The sequence below is a fragment of the Pseudomonas sp. DR208 genome (assembly GCF_019823005.1).
In the GTDB taxonomy this organism is placed as follows: Bacteria; Pseudomonadota; Gammaproteobacteria; order Pseudomonadales; family Pseudomonadaceae; genus Aquipseudomonas; species Aquipseudomonas extremorientalis.
This window is the reverse complement of record NZ_CP081944.1, coordinates 3,422,844-3,448,403: the sequence shown is the minus strand read 5'-3', so window position 1 is coordinate 3,448,403 and position 25,560 is coordinate 3,422,844. Positions and strand designations below refer to the sequence as shown.

Annotated in this window: 28 protein-coding genes; 16 read left to right on the top strand and 12 right to left on the bottom strand. The window is 59.4% G+C overall.

Translation table 11 applies throughout. From position 1 onward, the window contains the following. The first annotated feature begins 146 nt into the window (after window positions 1-146). Window positions 147-1,457 carry an MFS transporter gene (locus K5K89_RS15870; protein WP_222539749.1) on the top strand — a complete coding sequence of 437 codons (1,311 nt, stop codon included), beginning with the start codon at window positions 147-149 and terminating at the stop codon, window positions 1,455-1,457. A 285-nt stretch (window positions 1,458-1,742) separates the two neighbouring features. On the opposite strand, the gene K5K89_RS15865 is transcribed toward K5K89_RS15870, so the two are convergent. Then, window positions 1,743-2,447, bottom strand: coding sequence for an SDR family oxidoreductase (locus tag K5K89_RS15865; RefSeq protein ID WP_222539748.1), 705 nt, complete (start codon window positions 2,445-2,447; stop codon window positions 1,743-1,745). Between the two features lie 100 nt (window positions 2,448-2,547). Between K5K89_RS15865 and K5K89_RS15860 the strand changes: the two genes are divergently transcribed. From K5K89_RS15860 to rarD, 3 genes are all read left to right on the top strand, one after another. Then, the gene (locus K5K89_RS15860; RefSeq protein ID WP_222539747.1) at window positions 2,548-3,450 is read left to right on the top strand and encodes a LysR family transcriptional regulator; all 903 of its coding nucleotides are present in this window, start codon (window positions 2,548-2,550) and stop codon (window positions 3,448-3,450) included. An 81-nt stretch (window positions 3,451-3,531) separates the two neighbouring features. Further along, complete coding sequence (locus K5K89_RS15855) at window positions 3,532-4,548, top strand: aldo/keto reductase (RefSeq protein WP_222539746.1); 1,017 nt, start codon at window positions 3,532-3,534, stop codon at window positions 4,546-4,548. A 264-nt stretch (window positions 4,549-4,812) separates the two neighbouring features. After that, window positions 4,813-5,694, top strand: coding sequence for an EamA family transporter RarD (gene rarD / locus K5K89_RS15850; protein ID WP_093513417.1), 882 nt, complete (start codon window positions 4,813-4,815; stop codon window positions 5,692-5,694). A 57-nt stretch (window positions 5,695-5,751) separates the two neighbouring features. On the opposite strand, the gene hppD is transcribed toward rarD, so the two are convergent. Then, on the bottom strand, window positions 5,752-6,828 hold the full coding sequence (gene hppD / locus K5K89_RS15845; protein WP_058425843.1) for a 4-hydroxyphenylpyruvate dioxygenase: 1,077 nt from the start codon (window positions 6,826-6,828) through the stop codon (window positions 5,752-5,754). A gap of 246 nt (window positions 6,829-7,074) precedes the next feature. Continuing rightward, on the bottom strand, window positions 7,075-7,998 hold the full coding sequence (locus K5K89_RS15840; RefSeq protein WP_222539745.1) for a DMT family transporter: 924 nt from the start codon (window positions 7,996-7,998) through the stop codon (window positions 7,075-7,077). A gap of 78 nt (window positions 7,999-8,076) precedes the next feature. Here K5K89_RS15840 and K5K89_RS15835 point away from each other — a divergent pair, with 78 nt between their 5' ends. The 3 genes from K5K89_RS15835 (at window position 8,077) to K5K89_RS15825 (ending at window position 11,413) form a co-directional block, all read left to right on the top strand. Next, a complete protein-coding gene (locus tag K5K89_RS15835; RefSeq protein ID WP_222539744.1) occupies window positions 8,077-8,964 on the top strand; it encodes a LysR family transcriptional regulator in 888 nt (295 codons plus the stop codon). A 346-nt stretch (window positions 8,965-9,310) separates the two neighbouring features. Continuing rightward, the gene (locus K5K89_RS15830) at window positions 9,311-10,852 is read left to right on the top strand and encodes an EAL domain-containing protein (RefSeq protein ID WP_222539743.1); all 1,542 of its coding nucleotides are present in this window, start codon (window positions 9,311-9,313) and stop codon (window positions 10,850-10,852) included. Window positions 10,853-11,050: 198 nt separating this feature from the next. Beyond that, window positions 11,051-11,413 carry a histone-like nucleoid-structuring protein, MvaT/MvaU family gene (locus K5K89_RS15825; RefSeq protein WP_071488246.1) on the top strand — a complete coding sequence of 121 codons (363 nt, stop codon included), beginning with the start codon at window positions 11,051-11,053 and terminating at the stop codon, window positions 11,411-11,413. Between the two features lie 113 nt (window positions 11,414-11,526). Here K5K89_RS15825 and K5K89_RS15820 read toward each other — a convergent pair whose 3' ends face one another. Beyond that, a complete protein-coding gene (locus K5K89_RS15820) occupies window positions 11,527-12,063 on the bottom strand; it encodes a DUF4946 domain-containing protein (RefSeq protein WP_071488254.1) in 537 nt (178 codons plus the stop codon). A 195-nt stretch (window positions 12,064-12,258) separates the two neighbouring features. On the opposite strand from K5K89_RS15820, the gene gloA reads away from it, so the two are divergent. Further along, window positions 12,259-12,780 (top strand): lactoylglutathione lyase, encoded by a 522-nt coding sequence (gloA, locus tag K5K89_RS15815; RefSeq protein ID WP_071488245.1) that lies wholly within the window; start codon window positions 12,259-12,261, stop codon window positions 12,778-12,780. 51 nt (window positions 12,781-12,831) lie between these two features. On the opposite strand, the gene ahpF is transcribed toward gloA, so the two are convergent. The 3 genes from ahpF to K5K89_RS15800 all read right to left on the bottom strand — a co-directional run bounded on the left by ahpF (window position 12,832) and on the right by K5K89_RS15800 (window position 16,165). Continuing rightward, window positions 12,832-14,397: an alkyl hydroperoxide reductase subunit F gene (gene ahpF / locus K5K89_RS15810; RefSeq protein ID WP_071488244.1), complete on the bottom strand. Its 1,566-nt coding sequence runs from the start codon at window positions 14,395-14,397 to the stop codon at window positions 12,832-12,834. A gap of 127 nt (window positions 14,398-14,524) precedes the next feature. Beyond that, window positions 14,525-15,088, bottom strand: a complete 564-nt coding sequence (gene ahpC, locus K5K89_RS15805) for an alkyl hydroperoxide reductase subunit C (RefSeq protein ID WP_010210361.1) — start codon at window positions 15,086-15,088, stop codon at window positions 14,525-14,527. 144 nt (window positions 15,089-15,232) lie between these two features. Beyond that, the gene (locus tag K5K89_RS15800; protein WP_222539742.1) at window positions 15,233-16,165 is read right to left on the bottom strand and encodes a site-specific integrase; all 933 of its coding nucleotides are present in this window, start codon (window positions 16,163-16,165) and stop codon (window positions 15,233-15,235) included. Window positions 16,166-16,335: 170 nt separating this feature from the next. Between K5K89_RS15800 and K5K89_RS15795 the strand changes: the two genes are divergently transcribed. Then, window positions 16,336-17,343, top strand: a complete 1,008-nt coding sequence (locus K5K89_RS15795; RefSeq protein ID WP_071488242.1) for a DNA-binding protein — start codon at window positions 16,336-16,338, stop codon at window positions 17,341-17,343. Here K5K89_RS15795 and gorA read toward each other — a convergent pair whose 3' ends face one another. After that, window positions 17,344-18,702, bottom strand: a complete 1,359-nt coding sequence (gene gorA / locus K5K89_RS15790; protein WP_222539741.1) for a glutathione-disulfide reductase — start codon at window positions 18,700-18,702, stop codon at window positions 17,344-17,346. Between the two features lie 105 nt (window positions 18,703-18,807). Next, the gene (galU, locus tag K5K89_RS15785; RefSeq protein ID WP_003173830.1) at window positions 18,808-19,647 is read right to left on the bottom strand and encodes a UTP--glucose-1-phosphate uridylyltransferase GalU; all 840 of its coding nucleotides are present in this window, start codon (window positions 19,645-19,647) and stop codon (window positions 18,808-18,810) included. 308 nt (window positions 19,648-19,955) lie between these two features. On the opposite strand from galU, the gene K5K89_RS15780 reads away from it, so the two are divergent. Continuing rightward, entirely contained in the window at window positions 19,956-20,141 is a 186-nt protein-coding gene (locus K5K89_RS15780; RefSeq protein WP_012724166.1) for a hypothetical protein, read from the top strand. Window positions 20,142-20,284: 143 nt separating this feature from the next. Continuing rightward, window positions 20,285-20,566, top strand: coding sequence for a hypothetical protein (locus K5K89_RS15775; RefSeq protein ID WP_071488240.1), 282 nt, complete (start codon window positions 20,285-20,287; stop codon window positions 20,564-20,566). A gap of 9 nt (window positions 20,567-20,575) precedes the next feature. On the opposite strand, the gene K5K89_RS15770 is transcribed toward K5K89_RS15775, so the two are convergent. Next, window positions 20,576-20,806, bottom strand: a complete 231-nt coding sequence (locus tag K5K89_RS15770; RefSeq protein ID WP_071488239.1) for a hypothetical protein — start codon at window positions 20,804-20,806, stop codon at window positions 20,576-20,578. Between the two features lie 115 nt (window positions 20,807-20,921). Further along, window positions 20,922-21,275, bottom strand: a complete 354-nt coding sequence (locus K5K89_RS15765) for a hypothetical protein (protein ID WP_222539740.1) — start codon at window positions 21,273-21,275, stop codon at window positions 20,922-20,924. A 212-nt stretch (window positions 21,276-21,487) separates the two neighbouring features. Here K5K89_RS15765 and K5K89_RS15760 point away from each other — a divergent pair, with 212 nt between their 5' ends. From K5K89_RS15760 to ada, 4 genes are all read left to right on the top strand, one after another. Beyond that, window positions 21,488-21,790 carry a DUF1883 domain-containing protein gene (locus K5K89_RS15760; protein WP_003191319.1) on the top strand — a complete coding sequence of 101 codons (303 nt, stop codon included), beginning with the start codon at window positions 21,488-21,490 and terminating at the stop codon, window positions 21,788-21,790. Between the two features lie 25 nt (window positions 21,791-21,815). Next, window positions 21,816-21,983, top strand: a complete 168-nt coding sequence (locus K5K89_RS15755; RefSeq protein WP_012724160.1) for a hypothetical protein — start codon at window positions 21,816-21,818, stop codon at window positions 21,981-21,983. A 4-nt stretch (window positions 21,984-21,987) separates the two neighbouring features. Next, a complete protein-coding gene (alkB, locus tag K5K89_RS15750; RefSeq protein WP_222539739.1) occupies window positions 21,988-22,653 on the top strand; it encodes a DNA oxidative demethylase AlkB in 666 nt (221 codons plus the stop codon). Between the two features lie 75 nt (window positions 22,654-22,728). Continuing rightward, entirely contained in the window at window positions 22,729-23,781 is a 1,053-nt protein-coding gene (gene ada, locus K5K89_RS15745) for a bifunctional DNA-binding transcriptional regulator/O6-methylguanine-DNA methyltransferase Ada (protein ID WP_222539738.1), read from the top strand. 56 nt (window positions 23,782-23,837) lie between these two features. Here the strand turns inward: ada and K5K89_RS15740 are convergent, their stop codons facing one another. Beyond that, window positions 23,838-24,431: a CGNR zinc finger domain-containing protein gene (locus K5K89_RS15740; RefSeq protein ID WP_222539737.1), complete on the bottom strand. Its 594-nt coding sequence runs from the start codon at window positions 24,429-24,431 to the stop codon at window positions 23,838-23,840. A 173-nt stretch (window positions 24,432-24,604) separates the two neighbouring features. Between K5K89_RS15740 and K5K89_RS15735 the strand changes: the two genes are divergently transcribed. Then, complete coding sequence (locus K5K89_RS15735) at window positions 24,605-25,483, top strand: alpha/beta fold hydrolase (protein ID WP_222539736.1); 879 nt, start codon at window positions 24,605-24,607, stop codon at window positions 25,481-25,483. Window positions 25,484-25,560 lie beyond the last annotated feature (77 nt).

The following is a 25,560-nucleotide window of genomic DNA, read 5'->3' as shown; positions in this document are numbered from 1 at the left end:
TGAAAGGGTGATTGTTCATCGGCACAGCGCAAAGCAGGGTTCGCTGTGCGCAAGCACAAAGACAGCGGCCTGCCAGAGGGCCGAGACTCTTCAGGCGATCAACGTTACCCTCGCATCGCGAAAAATCATAATAAAGAGAGACTCCCATGTCACAGAGCGCCGCAGCCACACTGGCCACCGATGACGATAAAAACGCCATCTACAAGCGCATTACCCTGCGCCTGATCCCCTTCATTTTCATCTGCTATCTGTTCAACTACCTGGACCGGGTAAACGTCGGCTTTGCCAAGTTGCAGATGCTCGACGCGTTGAAATTCAGCGAAACCGTGTACGGCCTCGGGGCCGGGATCTTCTTTATCGGCTACGTGCTGTGCGGCGTGCCGAGCAACCTGGCATTGACCAAATTCGGTCCACGCCGCTGGATTGCGTTGATGATGATCGTCTGGGGCACGCTGTCCACCTGCCTGCTGTTCGTCACCACACCGACGCACTTCTACACCCTGCGCCTGTTCACCGGTGCCGCTGAAGCGGGCTTCTTCCCCGGTGTGGTGCTGTACCTCTCGCAGTGGTTCCCGACGTTCCGCCGTGGGCGGATCATGGCGTTGTTCATGTCGGCCATTCCGGTGTCCGGTTTGCTCGGCAGCCCGTTCTCCGGCTGGATCCTCAACCACTTCGCTGCCGGCCAGGGTGGCTTGGGGGGCTGGCAGTGGATGTTCCTGCTGCAAGGTATCCCGACCGTGATCCTGGGCGCCCTTGCCTACTTCCTGCTCAGCGACAGTTTCGCCAACGCCAAGTGGCTCAAGCCCCACGAACGCGCGGTGCTGGAAGCCGACCAAGCGACTGACCTGGCCAATAAGCCGAAAACCACCACCGATTCGCTGGCCGAAGTGTTCAAGAACCCGGCGATCTGGGCGTTCGGCCTGATCTACTTCTGCATCCAGAGCGGCGTGTACGCCATCAACTTCTGGCTGCCGTCGATCATCAAGAACCTGGGATTCAGCGATAACCTGGTGATCGGCTGGCTCAGTGCTATCCCCTACCTGCTGGCGGCGTTATTCATGCTGCTGGTGGGCCGTTCCGCCGACTTGCGCAAGGAGCGTCGCTGGCACTTGGTGGTGCCGATGCTGATGGGCGCAATCGGCCTGGTAATCGCGGTGAACTTCGCCACCACGCCGGCGATTGCGATCCTCGGCCTGACCATCGCCACCATGGGTGCGTTGACCGGCCTGCCGATGTTCTGGCCGGTGCCCACCGCCATGCTCAGTGCGGGCGCGGCGGCAGGCGGCCTGGCATTGATCAATTCAATGGGCCAGATGGCCGGCTTCCTCAGCCCGTATATCGTGGGTTTTGTGAAGGATGCCACCGGATCCACGGATGTGGCGCTGTACCTGCTGGCGGCGGTGATTGTCGCCGGCAGCGTGTTGGCGTTGCGGATGACGCGTACCCTTAAGGGCTAAGCGGCCTGCGTCAATAAGTGATTTTCGAATCGGGTGCTACGGGTTTCCCCTCCAGCACTCGCTTCTGGTCATCCGTCAGTGGTCTTTGTTCGGTGGGTTGCCGGCCTTGAATCGTGCCGATAATCGACTCGATGAGGGCGTTGGCCCCTAGGAACGGTGTAGGGTGATTCACTGTTGACATGGGCTCTCTCCAGAAAATGAACGTGAAGGGCTGCTCGGCTCGAGCAGCCCTCATGGGCTATGTGGTCTGCCGGACAATTTCGTTCAATCACCTTTCTCAACAAGCTACAGCGTACCGCCGCCGTCGATATCGATCACAGCACCGGTCATAAACCCATTCTCCATCGCCAACACATAGACCTGTGCTACTTCTTCAGCCTGTCCCACTCGCCCTACCGGCACCCCCTCTCCCACCTTGGCGAACATCGCCAGACGTTGTTCTTCAGACAACCCCGCATACGCTGGCGTATCAATCACGCCCGGGCTGATCACATTGACCCGACGCGGGGCCAGTTCTTTGGCCAACTGTTTGCCCAGAGCTTCGGTCGCCGCGTTGATCCCAGTCTTGATGAACTGGCCCGGCGCCAATTTACGTCCCAGTTGCCCAGAGGTCAGGCTGATGCTGCCGTGCTTATCCAGGAATGGCAGCGCCAGTTGGATCGCCCGTAACGAGCCCCAGAGTTTCACGTTGAAGTTGTCCTGAGCCTCGGTCAGATCGGTTTCGATCAAGGTCTTGGCACGCACGGTTGGACCTGAGGTGTAGACCAGGTGGTCGAACCGCCCCACGCGTTCGAACAATTGTTGCAAAGACCCTGGATCGGTGACGTTCACCGGTTCGCTGCGCAGGCCGTTTACCACGCCGCTGGTCAAGCGCCGCCCGGCCAGCACCACCTGCGCCCCGCGCGCAGCAGCGGCCTTGGCCACGGCCGCGCCGATTCCGCTGCTGCCGCCAATCACGATGACGGTTTTGCCGTTGAGGGAAGAAGTCATGGGGAAATTCCTGATTGAGAAAGTGAGGGTTCATCTTCCCAGCTTGGCAATCGACGAAAAATCCCGGTAAAACGACAAGATCTTTAAAGGATTTTTACAAATGAGCTCGACCCTCGACCTTGAAGTCTTCGCGCGCACCGCCGACACCGGCAGCCTGTCTGCCGCCGCCCGCGGCCTCGGCTTGACCCCGGCTGCCGTGAGTATCGCCCTCAAGCGCCTGGAAACCCGCCTGGGCATTCGCCTGCTGGCGCGCTCGACCCGCAGCATGCGCTTGACCGAAGAAGGTCGGCGCTACCTGGAGAGCGTGCGCGTCGCACTGGAGGCGCTGTCCGAGGGCGAGCAGGCGATCAAGCAGCAGGGCCAGAGCCTCAGTGGCCTGCTGCAACTGGCGGCGCCCTCGGACTTCGGGCGCAATGTACTGCTGGGCTGGCTGGATGCGTTCAAGCTCGAACACCCGAATATCCGCCTGCAATTGCTGCTCAACGACAGCAATGCCGACCTGTTCCGCGATACCGTGGACATTGCCCTGCGCTTTGGTGTCCCCCGGGACTCCAGCCTGGTGGCGCTGCCGGTGGTGCCCGACCACCACCGCATCCCCTGCGCCAGCCCGGATTACCTGGCGCGCCACGGCACGCCACGGGCTCCAGCCGACCTGGCACAACACAACGCGCTGCGCTACATGCGTCGGGGCCGTGCCAACAACACCTGGTATTTCCGTCAGGGCGCGGTGTTGCAGGAGGTCGAAGTGTCGGGGGACTACTTGAGCGATGACGGCGAAATCGTGCGGCGCTGGGCATTGGCCGGTCACGGCATCGCCTACAAGGCCAACCTGGATATTGCCCAGGACATCAAGGCCGGTCGGCTGGTGCCGTTGCTGCCTGACTGGCAAGGCGAACCGACGCCCTTCAACCTGATGTGCCCGCACCGGCTGCAGGTGTCGGAACGGGTGAAGGTGCTGCACCGTTTCCTGCAGCAGCGTTGTCAGGTGCTGCTGAGTCCATGAAGAAACGCGTGCAGGGCTTGTCCCAGAGCGGCCGAGTCTGGTATTGCATGGGACACGTTTCCCTGCCTTGAGGAGTTTTCCATGATTTACCGCACATTGGGCCAGTCCGGGTTGAAGGTCAGCGCCTTGACCCTGGGCACCATGATGTTTGGCGAACAGACCAACACCGAGGACTCGCTGCGCATCATCGACAAGGCCTGGGACCAGGGCATCAATTTTATCGACACGGCGGACGTCTACACCGGCGGACGTTCCGAGGAAATCGTCGGCGAAGCCATCGTGCGCAATCGCCAGGATTGGGTGGTGGCGTCCAAGGTTGGCATCGGCCCGGTGGACGGTTTGCCCAACCGCAGCGGCTTGAGCCGCAAACGTATTTTCAACGCACTGGAAGCCAGCCTGACCCGGCTCGATACCGATTATCTGGACATCTACTACCTGCACCGCGAAGACCACAACACCCCGCTGGAAGTGACGGTATCGGCGATCGGCGACCTGATCCGCCAGGGCAAGATCCGCTACTGGGGCTTGTCGAACTATCGCGGCTGGCGCATTGCCGAGGTGATTCGCGTGGCCGAACGCCTGGGTGTGGACAAGCCGATCATCAGCCAGCCGCTGTACAACATCGTCAACCGTCAGGCCGAAGTCGAGCAGCTCACTGCCGCAGCCGCCTACGGCCTGGGCGTGGTGCCTTACAGCCCATTGGCCCGTGGCGTGCTCAGTGGCAAATACGCGCCGGACGTCACCCCCGAGGCCGGCAGCCGTGCGGCACGCCAGGACAAGCGCATCCTGGAAACCGAATGGCGCGTGGAATCGCTGCGCATCGCCCAGCAGATCCAGCAGTACACCCAAGGGCGTGGTGTGGGGATCGTGGAGTTTGCGATTGCCTGGGTATTGAACAATTCGGCGGTGAGCTCGGCGATTGTCGGGCCGCGCACCGAAGCGCAATGGGATGCCTACCTCGGGGCGTTGGACGTGGAGATCACGGCGGAGGATGAAGCGTTCATCGATTCGCTGGTGACGCCGGGGCATTCGTCGACGCCAGGGTTCAATGACGTCGGGCACTTCGTGTCGGGGCGCGTGGCGCGCTTAAGCCGGTAACCCTGTTATTGAGCAGAACACAGTATTGTGGCGAGCGGGCTTGCCCCGCGTTGGAGTGCGAAGCGCTCCCAGTTTTTTGGGGCTGCTACGCAACCCAACGCGGGGCAAGCCCGCTCGCCACAGTTAGCCCGCTCCCGCAGCCAACTAACGCGAAAATTTGCTGAAAAACGCCCCAAAACAGCGCACCCCTCTCCTGCTAAAAGCACCATAATCCCCTCCTGAAATTTCCCCTCTTTCGTATCAATGGTTTTTCGCGAGGACAGCGTGTCTAAAGGTGTGGTGTTATCGGTCTTGGCCTCGGTGTTGTTTGCCGTGATGTATTACTTCACGTCACTGCTCACGCCTTTGAGCGGCCTGGAAATTTTCGGCTGGCGCATGTTGCTCACCGTGCCGTGCATGACGGTGTTCATGATCGTCAGCGGCGAATGGCGACGGGTGTGGGAGCTGCTGCGGATGTTGGCGGCCCGACCTGCCTTGATCGCGGGCGTGCTGGTGTCTTCGGCTTTGCTGGGCGTGCAGTTGTGGTTATTCATGTGGGCACCGCTGAATGGACGCAGCCTGGATGTGTCGGTGGGGTACTTCCTGTTGCCGCTGACCATGGTCCTGACTGGCCGCCTGGTGTGGGGTGAACAGCTGTCGTACTTACAACAGATCGCCGTCTGTTTCGCCGGCCTTGGGGTGCTCAACGAGCTGTACCAGGCCGGTGGTTTTTCCTGGGCCACGCTGGTGGTGATCATCGGCTACCCGGTCTATTTCATCGTGCGCAAGTACCTCAAGACCGACCATTTGGGTGGGCTCTGGCTGGACATGGCGTTGATGCTGCCGGTGGCCTGGTGGTTTGTGCAAAGCGGCGAGCAAGGCTTTGCGGTGCTGGATGCGCACCCCAAGCTGTACGCGCTGATTCCGACGCTGGGCCTGATCAGCGCGTCAGCACTGGTGAGTTACATCATCGCCAGCCGCCTGCTGGCGTTCAGCCTGTTCGGGCTGCTCAGCTACGTTGAGCCCGTGCTACTGCTGGGAGTGGCGTTGATCCTGGGTGAAGGGATCAAGGGCGGCGAATGGTTGACCTACATCCCGATCTGGCTGGCGGTGATGGTGCTGGTGTTTGAAGGGTTCAAGCACTTGGTACGCCAGCGTAAAGCCTGATCGGCAGACAGCAAAAAGCCCGGCCAGGTTACCCATGGCCGGGCTTTTTCGTGTGCGTTAGTCGGTGGTCAACACCCCACGACGCACCTGGTCGCGTTCGATCGACTCGAACAGCGCCTTGAAGTTACCCTCGCCAAACCCATCATCGCCCTTGCGCTGGATGAACTCGAAGAACACCGGCCCCATCAGGGTTTCCGAGAAGATCTGCAGCAGCAGGCGCTTGTCGCCTTCAACCGAGGAACCGTCAAGCAGAATGCCGCGTGCCTGCAGTTGATCCACCGGCTCGCCATGGTTCGGCAAGCGGCCTTCGAGCATTTCGTAATAGGTGTCCGGCGGCGCTGTCATGAAGCGCATGCCGATCTTCTTCAACGCGTCCCAGGTCTTGACCAGGTCGTCGGTGAGGAACGCCACGTGCTGGATGCCCTCGCCGTTGAACTGCATCAGGAACTCTTCGATCTGGCCGGCGCCCTTGGACGACTCTTCGTTCAGTGGGATGCGGATCATGCCATCCGGCGCGCTCATGGCCTTGGACGTCAGGCCGGTGTACTCGCCCTTGATATCGAAGTAACGCGCTTCACGGAAATTGAACAGCTTCTCGTAGAAGTTCGCCCAATAGACCATGCGGCCGCGATACACGTTGTGGGTCAGATGGTCGATGACCTTCAGCCCCGCACCCACTGGGTTGCGCTCCACGCCTTCGAGGTAGACGAAGTCGATGTCGTAGATCGAGCTGCCTTCGCCGAAACGGTCGATCAGGTACAGCGGCGCGCCGCCGATACCCTTGATGGCTGGCAGGTTCAGCTCCATCGGGCCGGTTTCGATGTGGATCGGCTGGGCGCCCAGTTCCAGCGCGCGGTTGTAGGCTTTTTGCGAGTCCTTGACGCGGAACGCCATGCCGCACACCGACGGGCCGTGTTCGGCAGCGAAGTAGGAAGCGATGCTGTTGGGTTCGTTATTGAGGATCAGGTTGATCTCGCCCTGGCGATACAGGTGCACGTTCTTGGAACGGTGGGTCGCGACCTTGGTGAAGCCCATGATCTCGAAGATCGGCTCCAGGGTGCCTGGCGTCGGCGACGCGAATTCGATGAATTCAAAGCCCATCAGGCCCATTGGGTTTTCGTATAGATCTGCCATGATTTGGCGCCTCATCATTCTTGTGTTTTGAAGGTTTCAATTGCCAGCAAGGATGGGGAGCACGGGCGGCGCACAGGAAAGACCTCGCACACTGCGGGCGAGGAAGTCACCAAAGATGAGGGGGGAGCCGAGTAGCTTCATGATGTCATCGGTCTCTGACGGCTTAGGCTTGCGTGAGCACAAGTCCATATTCTTGTATGCGTAAATCGATTCTACACAGCGTAACCGCGTTTGTCCGTACTCTTATCAAATCCCCATTACCCGCACCCGTGCAAGGGGTTTATTGCACAGGTAGATGCCCGCCAGGATGATCGCACCGCCCATCAGCATGGGCAGGGTGAACGGCTCGTCCAGCAGCACGGCGCCACAGATCACCGCCGTCAGCGGATTGAGCGCGATGAATACACCACTGCGGGTCGCGCCAATACGCCGGATGCCATCGTAATAGCCGATATACGCCAGGGCCGAGCCCAGCACCCCGAGGTAGAGCAAGCTGTACAACTGCGGCAGGTGGATAGCACTGAGCGCAACCAGAGTCAGCCGCCCGCTCAACAGCGTGGTGAGCGTAAGCATCAGCGTTCCCAGCAACACCGACCAGGTGACGGTCTGCAAAGGCCCCAGGCGCTGGTTAAGCGCGCGTGCGCCCAGCGAATAGAGGCCCCACCCCGCCACGCAGCCGGCGATCAGCAGATCGCCGCGCCAGGCGTTGGTCGCCCCCTGCAGCCCCTGTGGGTCGCGGTTGATGATGACAACCGCCGCGCCCGCCAGGCAAAACCCGATCCCCAGTGCCTTGCCAAGCCCGAGGCGTTCCTTGAATAACAGCCAGGATGTCAGACCAATCACCGCGGGGTTCAAGGCGACGATCAGCGATGCCCGCGAGGCGCCGATGTACTGCAAGCCGTAGAAGAAGCACAGGTTGTAGAAAAAGATGCCGAAAAATCCCAGCAATGCCAGTCGCCCCAACTGCGGCAGGTTTGGACGGGCCAGGGGAATGCGCGCAAACGCCATGAACAGCAGCAGCGCTGCGCTGGCCAGCATAAAACGCAGGCTGGCCGCCAGCAGCGGGTCGATGGCACCGGACAAATAGCGCCCGGCGACGAAGGTGCCGCCCCAGATCATGGAGACGGCAGCGAGCTTCAGGTAGGTCAAACAATCGCTGGAAGGTTTCATGGTGGTATTGCTCTGGTGCTGAACGAGTTAGCCTAGTGTTTGCCTGATACTTGATCATCGTAAAATGAGTAAATACTCATGACCCTGACCCAACTTGAAATTTTCTCCCTGGTCGCTGAGCTGCAAGGCTTTACCCATGCCGCCAACCGCCTGGGTATCAGCCAATCGGCGGTGTCGCATGCCATCAAGGGTCTGGAGCAGGAACTGGGGGTGGAGCTGTTCCGTCGTCATCAAGCCCATGTGGCGTTGACCGATATTGGCGAACAATTGTTGTTGCGCGCCCGCACCATGCTCGGCCTGGCCAACACCCTCGAACAGGAGGCCGCCGATGCCCGGGGCTTGAAGCGCGGCACGCTGCGCATCGGCTCATTCGGGCCAACGTCGTCCAATCGGCTGTTGCCGCAGATCCTTCGGCCGTTTCGCCAGGCCTACCCCGACATTGAGGTGCATGTCGATGAAGGCCCGGACCGCCAGGTCATCCAATGGCTGGATGAGCGGCGCATCGACGTGGGTTTCGTGGTGCTGGAGCAAGAGCGATTCGACACCTTCACGCTGTTCACCGATCAGATGGTCGCGCTGTTGCCGGCCAACCACCCCCTGGTCGCACACCCTGCCCTGCGCCTTGAGGACCTCTGCGACGCGCCCTTCATCCTGACCGAGGCCGGCTCGTCGGAGCTGGTCTCGCGCCTGTTCGCCGGTGCCCGGTTGACCCCGAAGGTGCGTTACCGTTGTGCGCAGTTGCTCAGCACGCTGGAAGCGGTGAGCCGTGGCGATGGCGTCAGCGTGGTGGCCCAGGGTTCCCTGCCGGTCACGGCAGACCCGCGTTATGTGGCACGTCCACTGGCACCGGCCATTACCCGTTCGATTGGACTGGCGGTGCTGGACCGCCGCCAGGCGTCACCCGCTACCCTGGCGTTTATTCGCGTGGCACAAGGCCTGGACTATGGGCATGTCCCGCCGCTATAGCGGCTGGCGATGATGGCGCAGCGCACCGTTGTCATCCACGGTACTGAAGCGCAGGCTGGCAGCGCCGGATGGCAACTTCAGGATCGCGTCGAAGGACAGGCGCGTGGCGGCCCGTGGGGCGATCAGTAGATATGGTGCGTGCCGTTGATGATCACACCGGCATCTACCGTCGCCGGTCCACCGTGCAGCAGCACTGCCAGTAGCAGTCCCAGATAACGCCCGCAAGGCTGCCTACTGACCGAACGGGTAGGTATCCCGAGCTTATTGCGGCGACTGCAACTATCATCGAGTCATGTCCGACCCGCCGTACTGACGCCTCTCTCACCTCGTACCAGGCTTTTACCCCATGCCCCTGACCGTCCAAGGCCCGCGCAGCCGTGCCACCCGTAACCTGATCAGCGTATTTTGCGCCATGGTGCCCGTTGCATTGGGCGTGGCTATCCTCCATTGGCAGGCCGAACGCACCCTTGAACAAAGCACCGCCCAGACCGCGCAGGAGGCTGTGCGCCAATTCGACTTGATGCTCGATAACACCGCCCTCGCCGCCCAGGCGTTGCTGCCACTGGCAGGTCAACCCTGTGATAACGGCGCGCAGCTGGCATTGCGCGAGCAGGTCACGCGCCGTCCATTCGTGCGGGCGACCACCTTGTCCTGGCAGAGAAACATCTACTGCAGCTCGCTGTTTGGTGACCAATACGCGTCACCGGTCAATCCGGATGATTATGTAGACGGCAAGTTGTGGTTGATGGATGGCAACCCGGTGACGCCGGATACCGCTCTGCTGGTGTACCGGCTGGTCGAGGGTGACAAGGCCGCATTTGCGTCGATCGACGGCTACCACCTGACCAACGCCTTGCGCCTGATCAGTCGTTACGCCGACCTGGTGCTGCAAGTCGGGCCCCATTGGCTGGGGGCCGATGGAAAAGTGCATGACACCGCGGTGCCGCTATTTGCCGTGGCGCACCATCATCTTGCATCCTCGCGTTATCACTACAGCGTCGACGCAGGCATGCCGGCTGGCGAAGTCTGGCGCTACATGCAGGCTCGATACCCGGCGTTGTTCAGCCTGCTGGTGTTCTTTGGCGTGCTGGCTGGGGCGCTGGCGCATTGGCTGCAAAAACGCTCTTCGGCCCCCACCCATGAACTGTATCGGGCATTGGCCGCCAACGAATTCATTCCGTACTTCCAGCCCGTGGTGCGCGGTGATACCCGTGAATGGGCAGGCTGCGAGGTACTGATGCGCTGGCAACACCCTAAGGAAGGGCTGGTGCGACCCGATCTGTTTATCCCCCTGGCCGAGCATTCGGGCCTGATCGTGCCGATGACTCGTGCTCTCCTGCGCCAGACCGCCGCGCAACTGGCGCCCCATGCCACGCGTTTCAGCCCGGGATTCCATGTTGGTGTGAACATCACTGCACGCCACTGCCAGGACCTGGCACTGGTGGAGGACTGCCGTGAGTTTCTCGCCGCCTTTCCCGTGGGCCAGGTGACCCTGGTGCTGGAGTTGACCGAACGCGAGTTGATCGAACCTACCGAGATTACCCGCCGCTTGTTCGATGCCTTGCATCAATTGGGAGTGATGATTGCCATTGACGATTTCGGCACCGGCCATTCCAGCCTGGGCTATTTACGCAACTTCAATGTGGACTACTTGAAGATTGACCAGAGTTTTGTCGCCATGATCGGTGCAGATGCACTATCGGGGCATATTCTGGACAGCATCATAGAGCTGTCGGGCAAGCTCGACTTGGGCATCGTTGCAGAAGGTGTGGAGACACGCGAACAGTGTGATTACCTGGCCGCTCAGGGGGTGGACTTCCTGCAAGGCTACCTGTTTGGAAAGCCTTTACCCTGTGATGAATTTATTAAATCGCTGGCGCGTCATTGAATAGCCATGCACTACCTGTACTGAAATAGTTGGGTCTAGAGAAAAGACATGATTTACTCGTGGCGCATTAACTACTACAATTTTTCCTGCCTGTGCAGAACTCGCGAGACGACTTCTTTCCTGGGTCGCCTTAAAGCGCTTGGCTTATAGCTTTGTCTGCAGTTGATATCAGCCAACTACACTATTGGAGTACAGATTTTGTCCAGACTCGCCGAATTTCGCGCAGCAGAAAAAGCCCTTCAAGAGCAGCTTGCCCAGCTGGAATCCCTGAAGAACGATGCTGGCCTGAAGAAAGAAATCGAATTCGAAGAAAAGCTTCAAGCCCTGATGAAGAGCTATGGCAAAGGCCTGCGCGACATCATTTCCATCCTTGATCCAAACCCGGGCAAGTCCAGCGCCGCCGCTGCCGCCCCCAAACAGCGCCGTGCGCGAGTGGTCAAGGTTTACCAGAACCCGCACACCGGTGAACTGATCGAAACCAAAGGCGGTAACCACCGTGGCCTCAAGGCCTGGAAAGAACAGTACGGCCCTGCCACTGTAGATTCCTGGCTTCGCGGCTGATCGTACCGGACTTATAAAGAGCCCCGCTGACGCGGGGCTTTTTTATCTTGTAAGGTTCGAAATCGAACTTAAATAACATTTCACTTTGTTCAAAATCGACAGACCTCACGCACTTAAAGTTTCAGGCTATCGCGTACCGAACTGACTTCCTCCTTGCTTGCTTCATACGCATCGGCCTGACCCGCGTATGAAAATACATACGCCTTATCGGTATCAACCGCGCCCACCAATGTTTGCGAGAGCACGTGCCGCCCGTTCTCGGTTATCACGCAAGTAGTTTCCAGCGCTTCAAGACGGCTCAATGTTGAAGGGCGCATCTTGCTGCACACGCTTTGATAACCGCCCTGGGCAAAATCCTTCTGGATGGATTTACGCATCTCCAGCAGTACGCCTTGAAGATTAACCTTGTGGCCAACTTCAATCGGTGTCCCGGTCAACTCCATGACCATCAGGGTCGTGCCGTTTTCATCATTCTTGATTGCCCGCTGGCGTGACACTGCCTGGGGTTTGACAGGTGCCTGGCCATCCGCGACGACTTCCTCAACCTGCCACCCACTAGGCCAATGAATTTCGGGCTCGGCGGCCACTACGCAGGAACTGCCCAACCACACGCACAGCATGCCCAACAGCGGTTTACGAAATTCAGTCATTACGAAAAACACCCAAGGTTCAATGGCCAAAGTTTGGGCCCCAGCCTCCACAGGCCGCAAGGCCTGCATGGCTTTTTCATCTGGCGACCGGGCCAAGCGTTGCGTATCATGGTCCGGCTGCACGGATGCCAGCCGCAAGCCAAGGAACCGCTCACATTTCAGAGCCGCGTTTGCCCCATTTTTTCTGGAGGGCCCATGAGCCTGCACGAACTGAACACTTTCCCGGGCGTTACCGCCCAACCTGACACCGCCACCGCCAATTTCGTGTTCAACCACACCATGCTGCGGGTCAAGGACATCACCAAGTCACTGGACTTCTACACCCGTGTCCTGGGCTTTTCCCTGGTTGAAAAACGCGACTTCCCGGAAGCCGAATTCAGCCTGTACTTCCTCGCTCTGGTCGATAAATCCCAGATTCCGGCCGACGCTGCCGAGCGCACCCAGTGGATGAAGTCGATTCCAGGCATCCTGGAACTGACCCACAACCACGGCACCGAAAACGACGCCGACTTCGCCTATCACAACGGCAATACCGACCCACGTGGTTTTGGCCATATCTGCATCTCAGTGCCGGATATCGTCGCTGCCTGCGAGCGCTTCGAAGCCCTGGGCTGCGATTTCCAGAAGCGCCTCACCGACGGTCGCATGAAGAGCCTGGCCTTCATCAAGGACCCGGATGGGTATTGGGTCGAAATTATCCAGCCGGCACCGCTGTAACAAAAAAAACCCCATGATCGCTCATGGGGTTTTTCATTTACGCGGCCTTCCTTACGCCGGGGCAGAAGTCCGGATCAGGTGGTCGAACGCACTGAGGGAGGCCTTGGCGCCCTCGCCCACCGCAATCACGATCTGCTTGTACGGCACTGTGGTGACATCACCGGCAGCGAATACGCCCGGCAGTGACGTCTCGCCACGCGCATCGACGATGATCTCGCCACGCGGCGTCAGTTCAACGGTGCCTTTGAGCCAGTCGGTGTTGGGCAGCAGGCCGATTTGCACAAAGATCCCTTCCAGGTCGATGGTCTTGAACTCGCCGCTGTCACGGTCCTTGTACGCCAGACCGGTGACTTTCTGGCCATCGCCTTTCACTTCGCTGGTCAGCGCGCTGGTGATCACATCGACGTTCGGCAGGCTGTAGAGCTTGCGCTGCAACACGGCGTCGGCGCGCAACTTGCTGTCGAACTCGAGCAAGGTCACGTGGCTGACGATACCGGCCAGATCGATGGCCGCTTCCACGCCGGAGTTGCCGCCGCCGATCACCGCCACACGCTTGCCCTTGAACAATGGACCGTCACAGTGCGGGCAGAAGCACACACCCTTGGCCTTGTATTCCTGCTCGCCCGGGACACCCATTTCTCTCCAGCGGGCGCCGGTCGCCAGGATCACGGTCTTGGATTTGAGAGTCGCACCGCTTTCGAAGCGAATTTCGTGCAGGTCACCGGCGTTTTTCGCCGGAATCAAGGCACTGGCGCGCTGCAGGTTCATGATGTCCACGTCGTACTGGCGCACGTGGGCTTCCAGGGCGCTGGCCAATTTCGGGCCTTCGGTTTCCTGTACCGAAATGAAGTTCTCGATGGACATGGTGTCCAGCACTTGCCCGCCGAAACGCTCGGCGGCGACGCCGGTGCGAATGCCTTTGCGTGCGGCGTAGATCGCAGCCGATGAACCGGCAGGACCGCCGCCGACGACGAGTACATCGAAGGCCTCTTTGGCGCTGATTTTCTCGGCGGCTTTTTCGATGCCGCTGGTGTCGAGCTTGGCGAGGATCTCTTCCAGGCCCATGCGGCCCTGGCCGAAGTTCACACCATTAAGGTACACACTGGGCACTGCCATGACCTGGCGCTCGTCCACCTCAGCCTGGAACAGTGCGCCGTCGATGGCGACATGGCGGATGTTAGGGTTGAGCACGGCCATCAGGTTCAACGCCTGGACCACGTCCGGGCAGTTCTGGCAGGACAGCGAAAAGTAAGTCTCGAAGCTGAACTCGCCTTTGAGGGCGCGGATCTGTTCGATCACTTCGACACTGGCCTTCGACGGGTGGCCACCGACTTGCAGCAGGGCCAGCACCAGCGAAGTGAATTCATGGCCCATGGGGATGCCGGCAAAACGCAGGCTGATCTCGGCACCCGGGCGGTTGATGGAGAACGACGGCTTACGCGCATCATTGCCATCGGTTTTCAGGGTAATCAGCGTGGTGAGGCTGACCACGTCCTGCAAAAGGGCAAGCATTTCCTGGGATTTCGCGCCGTCGTCGAGGGAGGCGACGATCTCGATCGGCTGGGTGACCCGTTCCAGGTATGACTTCAACTGAGCTTTAAGATTGGCGTCCAACATACGGGCGATTTCCTGTTCATTCGGTTTATTGCAGACAAAAAAACGCCCGAGCGAATCTCGCCCGGGCGTTTTGGGGGCGGATGCAGCTTACTTAAGTGCGGATTCCCGCCCTTGAGACTTCACAGACTTAGATCTTGCCGACCAGGTCCAGGGACGGAGCCAGGGTAGCCTCGCCTTCTTTCCACTTGGCTGGGCACACTTCGCCTGGGTGGGCAGCAACGTACTGAGCGGCCTTGATCTTACGCAGCAGCTCGGAAGCATCACGGCCAACGCCACCGTCGTTCAGTTCAACGATCTTGATCTGACCTTCCGGGTTGATCACGAAAGTACCGCGGTCTGCCAGGCCAGCTTCTTCGATCAGCACGTCGAAGTTGCGAGAGATGGTCAGGGTCGGGTCGCCGATCATGGTGTACTGGATCTTGCCAATGGCTGGCGAAGTGTTGTGCCAGGCAGCGTGGGCAAAGTGGGTGTCGGTGGAAACGCTGTAGATCTCGACGCCCAGTTTCTGGAACTCGGCATAGTTGTCAGCCAGGTCTTCCAGCTCGGTTGGGCACACGAAGGTGAAGTCGGCTGGGTAGAAGAACACAACGGACCACTTGCCTTTCAGGTCAGCGTCGGACACATCTACGAAGTTGCCGTTTTTGTAGGCGGTAGCTTTGAACGGTTTTACTTGGCTGTTGATGATAGGCATCGTTGACTCTCCGTCAGGTTTGTAGAAGGGCTTAGCAAGTTGATGAGGTGAATCCTACCCACTCTCTACGCCGATGGCTCATTGGCAAACCTGATGCTGACGATTGGTTTTCCCTATCAGGTGACTGTATTAATAGAAGAAATCTCAAAGCAGCGGTCGGGTCGCCAGGGTCATGCCGAGAAAGGGCGTGGCTTCAACATAGCGCATGGCGGATTTCATGTCGCTCCAGCCGACGTAACTCATCAACGACTTCAAATCCCAGCCGCTGCGATGAGCCCAGGTGGCAAAGCCCCGGCGCAGCGAGTGGCTGGTGTAGTGCTCGGCGGGAATGCCGGCGCGCTCCAGGGCCTGGCGCAGCAGCGGGATCACACTGTTGGGGTGCAAGCCCTCTTCCCCCAGGTTGCCCCAGCGATCAATACCGCGAAACACGGGGCCACGTACCAAAGCCGAGGCACTGAGCCACTCGCTATAGGCCTGCACCGGACACAGCCGCAACAGTGCCGGGGTGTGGTAGGTCTTGCCGAGGTTGTCGCGGTCGCTTTTGCTGCGGGGTAGATAGAGGCTGATCCCCGCTCCAGGCGTGGCTTGCACATGCTCGATGGAAAGGCGACACAGCTCATCGCTGCGAAAGCCACGCCAGAAGCCCAGCAGGATCAACGCAGTATCACGCTTGGCACGCAGCAACCGGGGCTGGTCCTGTGTCTGCGCCGCCTCTATCGCTTCAGCGTCAAGAGAAGCAACCACTTGTTCCAGATGCTTGAGCTGCAACGGTTCGGCTTGCTTCTCCTGCGCCGGGTGCACAGCACGAATGCCCTTGAGTACCTTGCGCACCACGGGCGCCTTGGTCGGGTCAGGAAACCCCTGGCTGGCATGCCACTGCGCGAGTGCCGACAACCGCAGCTTCAGCGTGTTGACTGCCAGCACACCTGCGTATGCGACCAGATAGCGCGCCACGCTGTCGCTGGTTGCCGGCAGGAACCCGCCCCAACTCACTTCGAAGTGCTCGATGGCCGCGCGATAACTGCGCCGCGTGTTATCGCGGGTGGCGGCGTTGAGGTAACGATCCAGATCGCTCATGGGAACCCTATTTGTACTACTGGCGCGGACTTTAGCGAATCAAACACGCATGATACGGGATAATACGCCAATATCCCATCTGTTAAACGCTGAGTCACAACAACTTTTTATTTATGATATGGTACGTATATACATACCACGTACCACATTACGAAATCGATGGAGACCCCATGGCTCGCGGCGGCATCAACAAAGCAGTAGTTCAAACAGCCCGCTTGGCAATCCTCGCCCGCGGCGAGAACCCCAGCATCGACGCAGTACGTATCGAGATGGGCAATACGGGCTCGAAAACCACCATTCACCGCTATTTGAAAGAGCTGGATGAAAGCGAAACGCGCACCACCATCACCGAAGCGCCGATCGACGACGAGCTTGGCGAACTGGTTGCGCGACTGGCCCAGCGCCTGAAAGAGAAAGCCCAAGAGCCAATCGACCTGGCCCTGGCGCAGTTCGAACAGCAGAAGGCCGCCCTGCTCGCCCAGGTGCAAGCCCTTGAGGAGGCCCATGGCCAACTCCAGCAGCGGTTCGATATCCAGGCGGCCGCCCTGGCAGAAGAAAGCGCAGCCCTGCAAACCGCCAGCACCAGCCTGCAGACCGAGCAGACCCGCAACGCCGGGCTGAGCCAGGCGTGCAGTGATTACGAGCTAAGGATCAACGACAAGGACGAGCAGATTCGCTCGCTGGAAGAAAAGCACCTGCATGCCCGGGACGCCCTGGAGCATTACCGCAATGCCATAAAAGAGCAGCGCGAACAGGAACAGCGCCGCCATGAAGGCCAGTTGCAACAGGTACAGGCAGAACTGCGCCAGGCCCAACAGAGCGCCATGGTGCGCCAGGATGAAATCACCCAACTGCATCGCGACAATGAGCGCCTGTTGATTGAGCACCGGGTAACGGCGAGGGAGTTGACTGCACTGCAAGAGCAATCCCGCAAGGATCAGGCCCGGCTGCTCAAGCTGACTGAACAGGTGAGCCTTATTGACAGCGAACGCACCCTGCTTCAAGAGCGCCTGCGAGTAGCAGCGCTGGAGAACCAGTCACGCCAGGAAGCGCTGGGCGAACAGCAGCAAGCCAATAAAACCCTGGAACTGGAGCTGATCAAGGCCCAGGCCAGTGTCGAGGCGCTGCGCCTGGCCGCCGCCGTTGCAGCGGCGCCAGAGGCAACGCCCAAGGCCTGATCAGCCCGCTACGGGCGTGCGCATGGTGACGAACTCTTCCGCCGCCGTTGGGTGCACGCCGATGGTTTCATCGAAGTGCTGCTTGGTCGCGCCTGCCTTGAGCGCGATCGCCAGGCCCTGTACGATTTCACCCGCATCCGGGCCGACCATGTGGCAACCCAGCACTTTGTCGGTGTCGGCGTCGACCACCAGCTTCATCAAGGTCTTTTCCTGGCACTCGGTGAGGGTCAGCTTCATCGGCCGGAAACGGCTTTCGAAGACCTGCACCTTGTGGCCCTTCTCCCTCGCCTCTTCTTCGCAGAGCCCCACGGTGCCAATGTTCGGCAGGCTGAATACCGCCGTCGGGATCATCTTGTAATCCACCGCACGATACTGCTCAGGCTTGAACAAGCGACGCGCCACAGCCATGCCTTCGGCCAGGGCAACCGGCGTCAATTGCACACGACCGATCACATCGCCGATGGCCAGGATCGAGGACTCGGCGGTCTGGTACAGGTCATCCACCTCAACAAAACCACGCTTGTCGAGCTTGACGCCGGTGTTCTCCAAGCCCAGGTTATCCAGCATCGGACGCCGCCCCGTGGCATAGAACACGCAGTCAGCTTCGAGCACCCGGCCGTCTTTCAGCGTGGCCTTGAGGCTGCCATCGGCCTGCTTGTCGATGCGCTCGATATCAGCATTGAATTGCAGGTCCAGGCCGCGCTTGGTCAGCTCTTCCTTCAAGTGCGTGCGTACCGAACCGTCGAAGCCGCGCAGGAACAGGTCGCCGCGGTACAGCAACGAGGTCTGGACGCCCAGGCCGTGGAAAATACCGGCAAACTCGACAGCGATGTAACCACCGCCAACCACCAGCACACGCTTGGGCAATTCCTTGAGGAAAAACGCTTCATTGGAGCCAATGGCGTGTTCGCGCCCAGGAATCTCCGGAATCTGCGGCCAACCACCCGTTGCGATCAGAATGTGCCTGGCGGTAAAGCGCTGGCCATTGATTTCGACCTGATGCGGATCCACCAGGCGCGCATGCCCTTCATGCAGGGTCACGCCGCTGTTGACCAGCAAGTTGCGATAGATGCCATTGAGGCGATTGATCTCGCGGTCCTTGTTGGCGATCAAGGTGGCCCAATCAAAATTCGCCTCGCCCAACGACCAGCCAAAACCGCTGGCCTGCTCGAAATCCTCGGCAAAATGAGCGCCGTACACCAACAGTTTTTTCGGCACGCAACCGACGTTGACACAGGTGCCGCCCAGGTAGCGGCTTTCCGCCACGGCCACCTTGGCACCAAAGCCTGCGGCAAAACGTGCCGCACGCACACCGCCGGAACCGGCGCCAATTACATACAGGTCAAAATCGTAGGCCATTTCACTCTCCTCGGCAGGACATCAGCATACCGACTTACATGGGGCTGAAAAACGAAAAAGCCACCCGAAGGTGGCTTTTTTGGAACAGGCTGCCTACACCGTGAATCAGTAAGCCTTGCCAGTCTTGTAGAAATGCTCGTAGCAGAAGTTGGTCGCTTCGATGTAGCCCTCGGCGCCACCGCAGTCGAAACGCTGGCCCTTGAATTTGTAGGCAATCACGCAACCGTCTTTGGCTTGCTTGAGCAGGGCGTCGGTGATCTGGATCTCGCCACCCTTGCCTGGCTCGGTTTCCTCGATCAGCTTGAAGATGTCCGGAGTCAGGATGTAACGACCGATGATCGCCAGGTTGGAAGGTGCGTCTTCCGGCGCTGGTTTCTCGACCATGTCACGCACGCGGATCAGGCCATCGCCAATGTCGTCACCGGCAATAACGCCGTACTTGTTGGTTTCGGTGGGGTTCACTTCCATCACGGCAACGATAGTGCAACGGTACTTTTGATACAGCTTGACCATCTGGGTCAGTACGCCGTCGCCTTCCAGGTTCACACACAGGTCATCCGCCAGTACCACGGCGAACGGTTCGTCACCGATCAGCGGGCGTCCGGTCAGGATGGCGTGGCCGAGGCCTTTCATCTGAGTCTGACGGGTGTAGGAGAACGAGCATTCGTCCAGCAGTTTGCGGATGCCGACCAGGTATTTTTCCTTGTCGGTGCCCTTGATCTGGTTTTCCAGCTCGTAGCTGATGTCGAAGTGGTCTTCCAGCGCGCGCTTACCACGGCCGGTCACGATGGAGATTTCGTTCAGGCCGGCATCCAGTGCCTCTTCGACGCCGTACTGAATCAGTGGCTTGTTCACCACCGGCAGCATCTCTTTGGGCATGGCCTTGGTCGCTGGCAAGAAGCGAGTGCCGTAACCGGCTGCTGGGAACAAGCATTTCTTGATCATATGGGTCCTTACAAAGGGCTGTGCGTACGGAATTCGGCGCAGTCTAATCAGGCCGCAGTCACCTTACAATGGGTCCTGCTGGCGTTGCGATGTCATCATAGAGAAAAAATCTCGGCGTAAGTTCCGCGTATCTTACGAAGCGCATCTGCATCGGCACGGCCAAATGAGCCTGCACGGGGTATTTCCAAGGGCTGTGACCTTTTTAGCATGCTTTTACAGCGGTAACACTGACCTAGAATAACTTGCGCGTGCCCGCGACATTTGGCGCTATCATAGGCCCCTGAACCAGACCACGAGATACTTGATAGATGTCAGAACCAAAAGGCGTGAACGGCTACCTGATCACCAAGCGAGCAGACGGTTGGCACCTGATCAACTTCCACGGCGACAGCGTCGCCGGCGCATTTGCCAGCGAAAGCCAGGCTATTGCCGTAGCCGAAGTGTTTGTGGATGAAGCAGGCCACGCTTCGAGCAAACGGCCCAAGGGCAAGTAAACGTCAACGCCCTGTGCAAAATGCCCCGGTGAACGGGGCTTTTTTGTGTTTGTCTGTACGTAGATGGCAGTTCGCTATAATCTCGCCAAAACGCCCCACGACAGTGTCAGCGTGCCCTCCAACACCCTCGATGATGAACCTAAATGAACAAGATTCTGGCACTGACTGCAGGACTGGCGCTCGCCGGATGCACCACCACCTCTGACGTCTACCTGAAAAACGGTGAGCAAGGCCTGACCATCGACTGCTCGGGCGAAGCCAATTCCTGGGCCAGCTGCTATGAAAAGGCCGACGCTTCTTGCGCAGGCACCGGCTACCGTATCGTCGGCACCGAAGGCACGCCTTCGCTCAAGGAAAGTGAAAAGACCCTGGGCCAGGACGTCGGCAACTTCAAAAGCCGCAGTGTCGTAGTCGTGTGCAAGTAAGCTTAGCGCCTACAACTGGATATCGGCGAACTTGATACCCAGGCCACGAATGGTCTCCACCAGGTCATCCAGCCGCGAGAACGACTCGACTTCATCCTGATCGTCCACCAGGAAAAAGCTGCGGCCACCGCTTTTCTTGAAAAATACAATCCACTCCCCCAAGTCAGCCGGGTTCTGGATGATGTGAGTGGCCGATATCTGGCCTTCGGCCTGGCGAGCCCTGACGTGTTCACGCTTCATAAAAGACTTCCCGAAAAAACAAATGCCGCACAAACCGGGGGTTTGCACGGCATTTTTGCATTGAATGGACGAGAGTTTAACGGATGCCCTGCCCGATCAGTGGGTGAAACGGCGCTTATGAACCGGAAATGCAATCTTCGCCGGCCTTCTTCACATCACCGGGACGGATCGGCACATTGGACATGCTCTCGTAGAGCTTGATACTGCTGCCGCTGGAGCGGTCTTCGATCTCGAAAATCGCCGACGGGTCCGCCGAGAATTTCTGCGGCACAATCACCTGCACACCGTCCTTATGCGGCTCGATCTGCGGCGGCCGGCGCGTGGTGGACAGTTTACGCACTACACAGGCAGCATATTCCTGCGGTTTCTTCCCGGAAATAACCGCCAGGGTCGGCGGGGTCTGCTTGATATCTGCAACCGAAGCACACCCACCAATCGCCAGGGCCAGAACCAACACACTCCACTTCATACAAAACCTCCGATAAAGACCCTACGACAGCGAGGATGGTATTTTTCTCCCGCCCACGTAGGATTTATCCCTGATAACTCGGTAAATAACTGTTTTAAATTGTCGACGTCGTTGAAGACGGGCCGATAATAAACGCGCTGGGGCTGATAAACTCCATCTTAACCTACGTATCGTTCTGATTTTTCAGAAAAAGCCCTTCTGGAGACACCCTCATGAAATTCATCCACCAGCGCGAGCACCTCAACGAGGGAGACATTGTTGTCATCGAATGCTCGCAGACTTGTAATATCCGGCTAATGAGCGATGCGAATTTTCGCAGCTTCAAGAATGGCGGCCGACACACCTACCACGGCGGCGCATTCGACAAGTTCCCCGCCAAAATCACCGCACCGAGCACCGGGTTCTGGAATATCACCCTTGACGTGGTCACACGCCGTGCCATCAGCGTGACCCGCAAACCCGCGCTGTCTCACAAGATCCGCATTGTGCGTCGCACCAGCTCCAAGCTGAGCTGACCCGACCCTCCCACAGGAAACGATCGTGACCGCTACTACCAAATACGTAATCAAGTACAAGCTCAACGGCGAACGCCGCTTTGAGTTCGCTCAACTGCAGACCAACAGCGTCGAAGAAGCCAAGCAAGCCTTGGCGAAAATTCACGATGCCAGTGATGAAATCACCGACATCAATGTGAGCAAGGCGCTGTAGGCGAATGCCCGGCCCCACCGAAGATCTGTTCGCCGAAGACGCCTTGCAGCAACCCGCAGGGCGCGAGCAAATTGGCGAACAGTCCTGCGTATTAAAAGGCTACGCCCTGCCCTGGATTGAGCGCCTTCTACCGGAACTACGGCAGGTGCTGGCTCAATCACCGTTTCGGCAAATGGTCACACCGGGTGGTTTTACCATGTCGGCGGCATTGAGCAGTTGCGGCGACCTGGGCTGGACTACCGACACCTCTGGTTACCGTTACTCATCCGTGGACCCACGTAGCCAGCAACCCTGGCCGCCCATGCCGGACGCCCTGCGTGAATTGGCGGTGCTGGCGGCCGCTGACGCCGGGTTCCCTGACTTTGCCCCGGACGCCTGCCTGATCAACCGCTATGTAGCCGGCGCAAAAATGTCGCTGCATCAAGACAAGAATGAGCGTCGCTACAGCGAACCCGTGGTGTCTGTCTCGCTCGGACTGCCGGCAATTTTTCTGTTTGGTGGGCATGCGCGCAGCGACAAGACCCGCAAAGTCTCGCTGTTCCATGGCGACGTGGTGGTCTGGGGCGGCGTGGACCGCCTGCGCTTTCATGGCGTGATGCCGATCAAGGAAGGCGTGCACCCGGTGATGGGTCCGCAACGCATCAACCTGACCTTTCGCACCGCCGGCTGATTTGACCGCAAGCTTCAGAGTGCCAGGCGTTGGCGACCCGGCTAATCTGGCCGGGATCCGTCAAGAGTGCCGAACATGACTACCGAACAAGACCCGCGCTGGGCCGCCGTACTTGCCCGTGACCCCAAGGCCGATGCGCTGTTCGTCTATGGCGTGAAGACCACCGGCGTGTACTGCCGCGCCAGTAGCGCTTCACGCTTGCCGCGCCCGGAAAACATCGAGTTTTTCGACACCCCGGCGCAGGCCGAAGCCGCCGGCTATCGCGCCAGCAGACGCGCGGCCGGTGACCGGACCCAGCTCGCGGCGCAGCATGCACAGCTGGTGGCCGATGCCTGTCGTCATATCGAACAGGCCGACACTCCACCCAGCCTGAATACGCTGGCACTGCACGCCAATCTCAGCCCTTTTCATTTTCACCGTGTGTTCAAAGCCGTTACTGGCCTGACACCCAAGGGCTACGCCAGCGCCCATCGTTCGCGCAAGGTGCGCGACGGTCTCAAGAGTGCGCACTCAGTGACGGATGCACTGTATGAAGCGGGCTTCAACTCCAACAGTCGCTTTTATGAATCCGCCGACCAACTACTTGGCATGAAGCCCGGCGACTACAAGGCCGGGGGCACCAACACTGCGATACTGTTCGCCGTCGGGCAGTGCTCACTGGGAGCGATCCTGGTGGCGCGGAGCGCTCGCGGCGTCTGTGCGATTCTGCTGGGGGATGACCCGGACCAACTGGTGCGCGATCTACAGGATCAATTTCCCAACGCGGAACTGGTGGGCGCCGACCCGGGTTTCGAGCAACTGATTGCGCAGGTCGTGGGGTTTATCGAAGCGCCCGCGCTCGGCCTGGACTTGCCACTGGACCTGCGCGGCACCGCATTCCAGGAACGGGTGTGGCAAGCCTTGCGTGAGATTCCACCGGGCAGCACCGCCAGCTACGCGCAGATCGCCGAGCGCATCGGCGCACCAAAGTCGTTCCGTGCGGTGGCCCAGGCGTGTGGCGCCAACAGCCTGGCGGTGGCCATTCCTTGCCACCGCGTAGTGCGTAGCAATGGTGAGCTATCGGGCTACCGCTGGGGGGTGGAGCGCAAGCAGCAATTGCTCGCCAGAGAACAGTCGTCTAAGACCTAGCGGATCCCTGACTGTCGCGACGTGCTGCTCCTGGATGCTGTGCAAGGCCATCTCCTTCAAAGCTTCAGTTTGCGTTTACGAAATTCAGCGACTTTATGCCGATTGCCACACAACGCCATGCTGCACCAGCGGCGCTTGTGGGCCTTGGTGCGGTCATAAAACCACAAGATGCATTCCGGATGCTCGCAGCGCCGGATCAAATTGAAATCTCCTTCCACCAGCAACGTGGCGGCCGCCTCGGCAATCGGGGCCAGGAACTGTTGCGCCGTCTGCTGCTTGCGCTGGCGCTCAAGCTTTGGCGCCTCGGACGCCGTCCACACCAACTGCGGATGGCTCACCGCCTTGCGTAAAAAGCCGTTGAGTGCCGCCGGATTGCCAGGTTGTCGCGCTTTGCGCGCAGCCACCAACTCACGAATCACTTCGCGCAACTCCCGCGCGGCGCTGAGCAACGCCCCTGGTTCAAACTGCGGAATACCGTGTTGTTCAACCCATTGCAGGCGCACCAACCAGGCGGCCACGTCGGCATCGGCCCGCCAGAAATCCCACGGCACGCCGTCGATGTTCGCCAGGGTATTGAGCATGTCCAACACCGGATCATCGGCCAGGACATAGGGTTCCGAGGGGGCGGAAGTGGATGGGGGAAGGGTCATGGGGCAATCCTCTTGTGAGCGTCCATATCGTAACCGCTATTACGACATCAGGATAGTTACAAACATAACAATTCTAACCCTAATAAATGATTTGACAGGTTACATTAATCAGCGCAGCTTTTTAAAAAGTAACCCGTAAATCAACTCAATCTAGTTACAAAGGGCATTCCATCATGACCACTCCAACCCCTGCCGTTCACTACCGCCACGTCGATGCCGACGGCGTGCGCATGTTCTACCGCGAGGCCGGTGCTGCATCGGCACCGGTCATGTTGCTGCTGCACGGCTTTCCCAGTTCGTCTCACATGTTCCGCGACCTGATCCCCTTGCTTGCCACGCGCTTCCGGGTCATTGCGCCGGACCTGCCGGGCTTCGGCTTCACCGAGGTGCCGGCTGAGCGCGATTACCACTACAGCTTCGACAACCTGGCAATCACGGTCGGGCATTTTGTCGATGCGCTGGCGTTGAACCGTTACGCCCTGTATGTCTTTGACTATGGCGCGCCGGTGGGCCTGCGCCTGGCGGTGGCGCATCCGGAACGGGTCAGCGCACTGGTGTCGCAGAACGGTAACGCCTATCTGGAAGGCCTGGGGGATGCCTGGGCACCGATTCGCACCTATTGGAACGAGCCGACCCAGGCCAACCGCGAGGTGATTCGCAACGCAGTGATCAGCCTGGAAGGCACGCGCTACCAATACCTGCATGGCGTAAAGCAGCCCGAGCGGGTAGCCCCGGAATCCTACATGCTCGATGTACTGCTCATGCAGCGCCCCGGCAATGACGAGATCCAACTGGACCTGTTCCTCGACTACCGCAACAACCTGGCGCTGTACCCGGCGTTCCAGGCGTTCTTCAAGGCCACACTCGTACCCACACTGGTGATCTGGGGCCAGAACGACCCGTTCTTTATCCAGCCAGGCGCCCACGCCTATAAAACTGACAACCCGAATGCCGTGGTGGAACTGCTCGACACCGGTCACTTCGCCCTGGAAACCCATGCCGCCCATATCGCCGAGCGGATTCACGCCGTACTCGGCAACGCCATTGATTGATGACGCACCACGAAACGCCGCGATCGTCCAGTGAATAAAACAGAGTGGCCGGGGGCCATGGGCCCTGTTAAAACAGC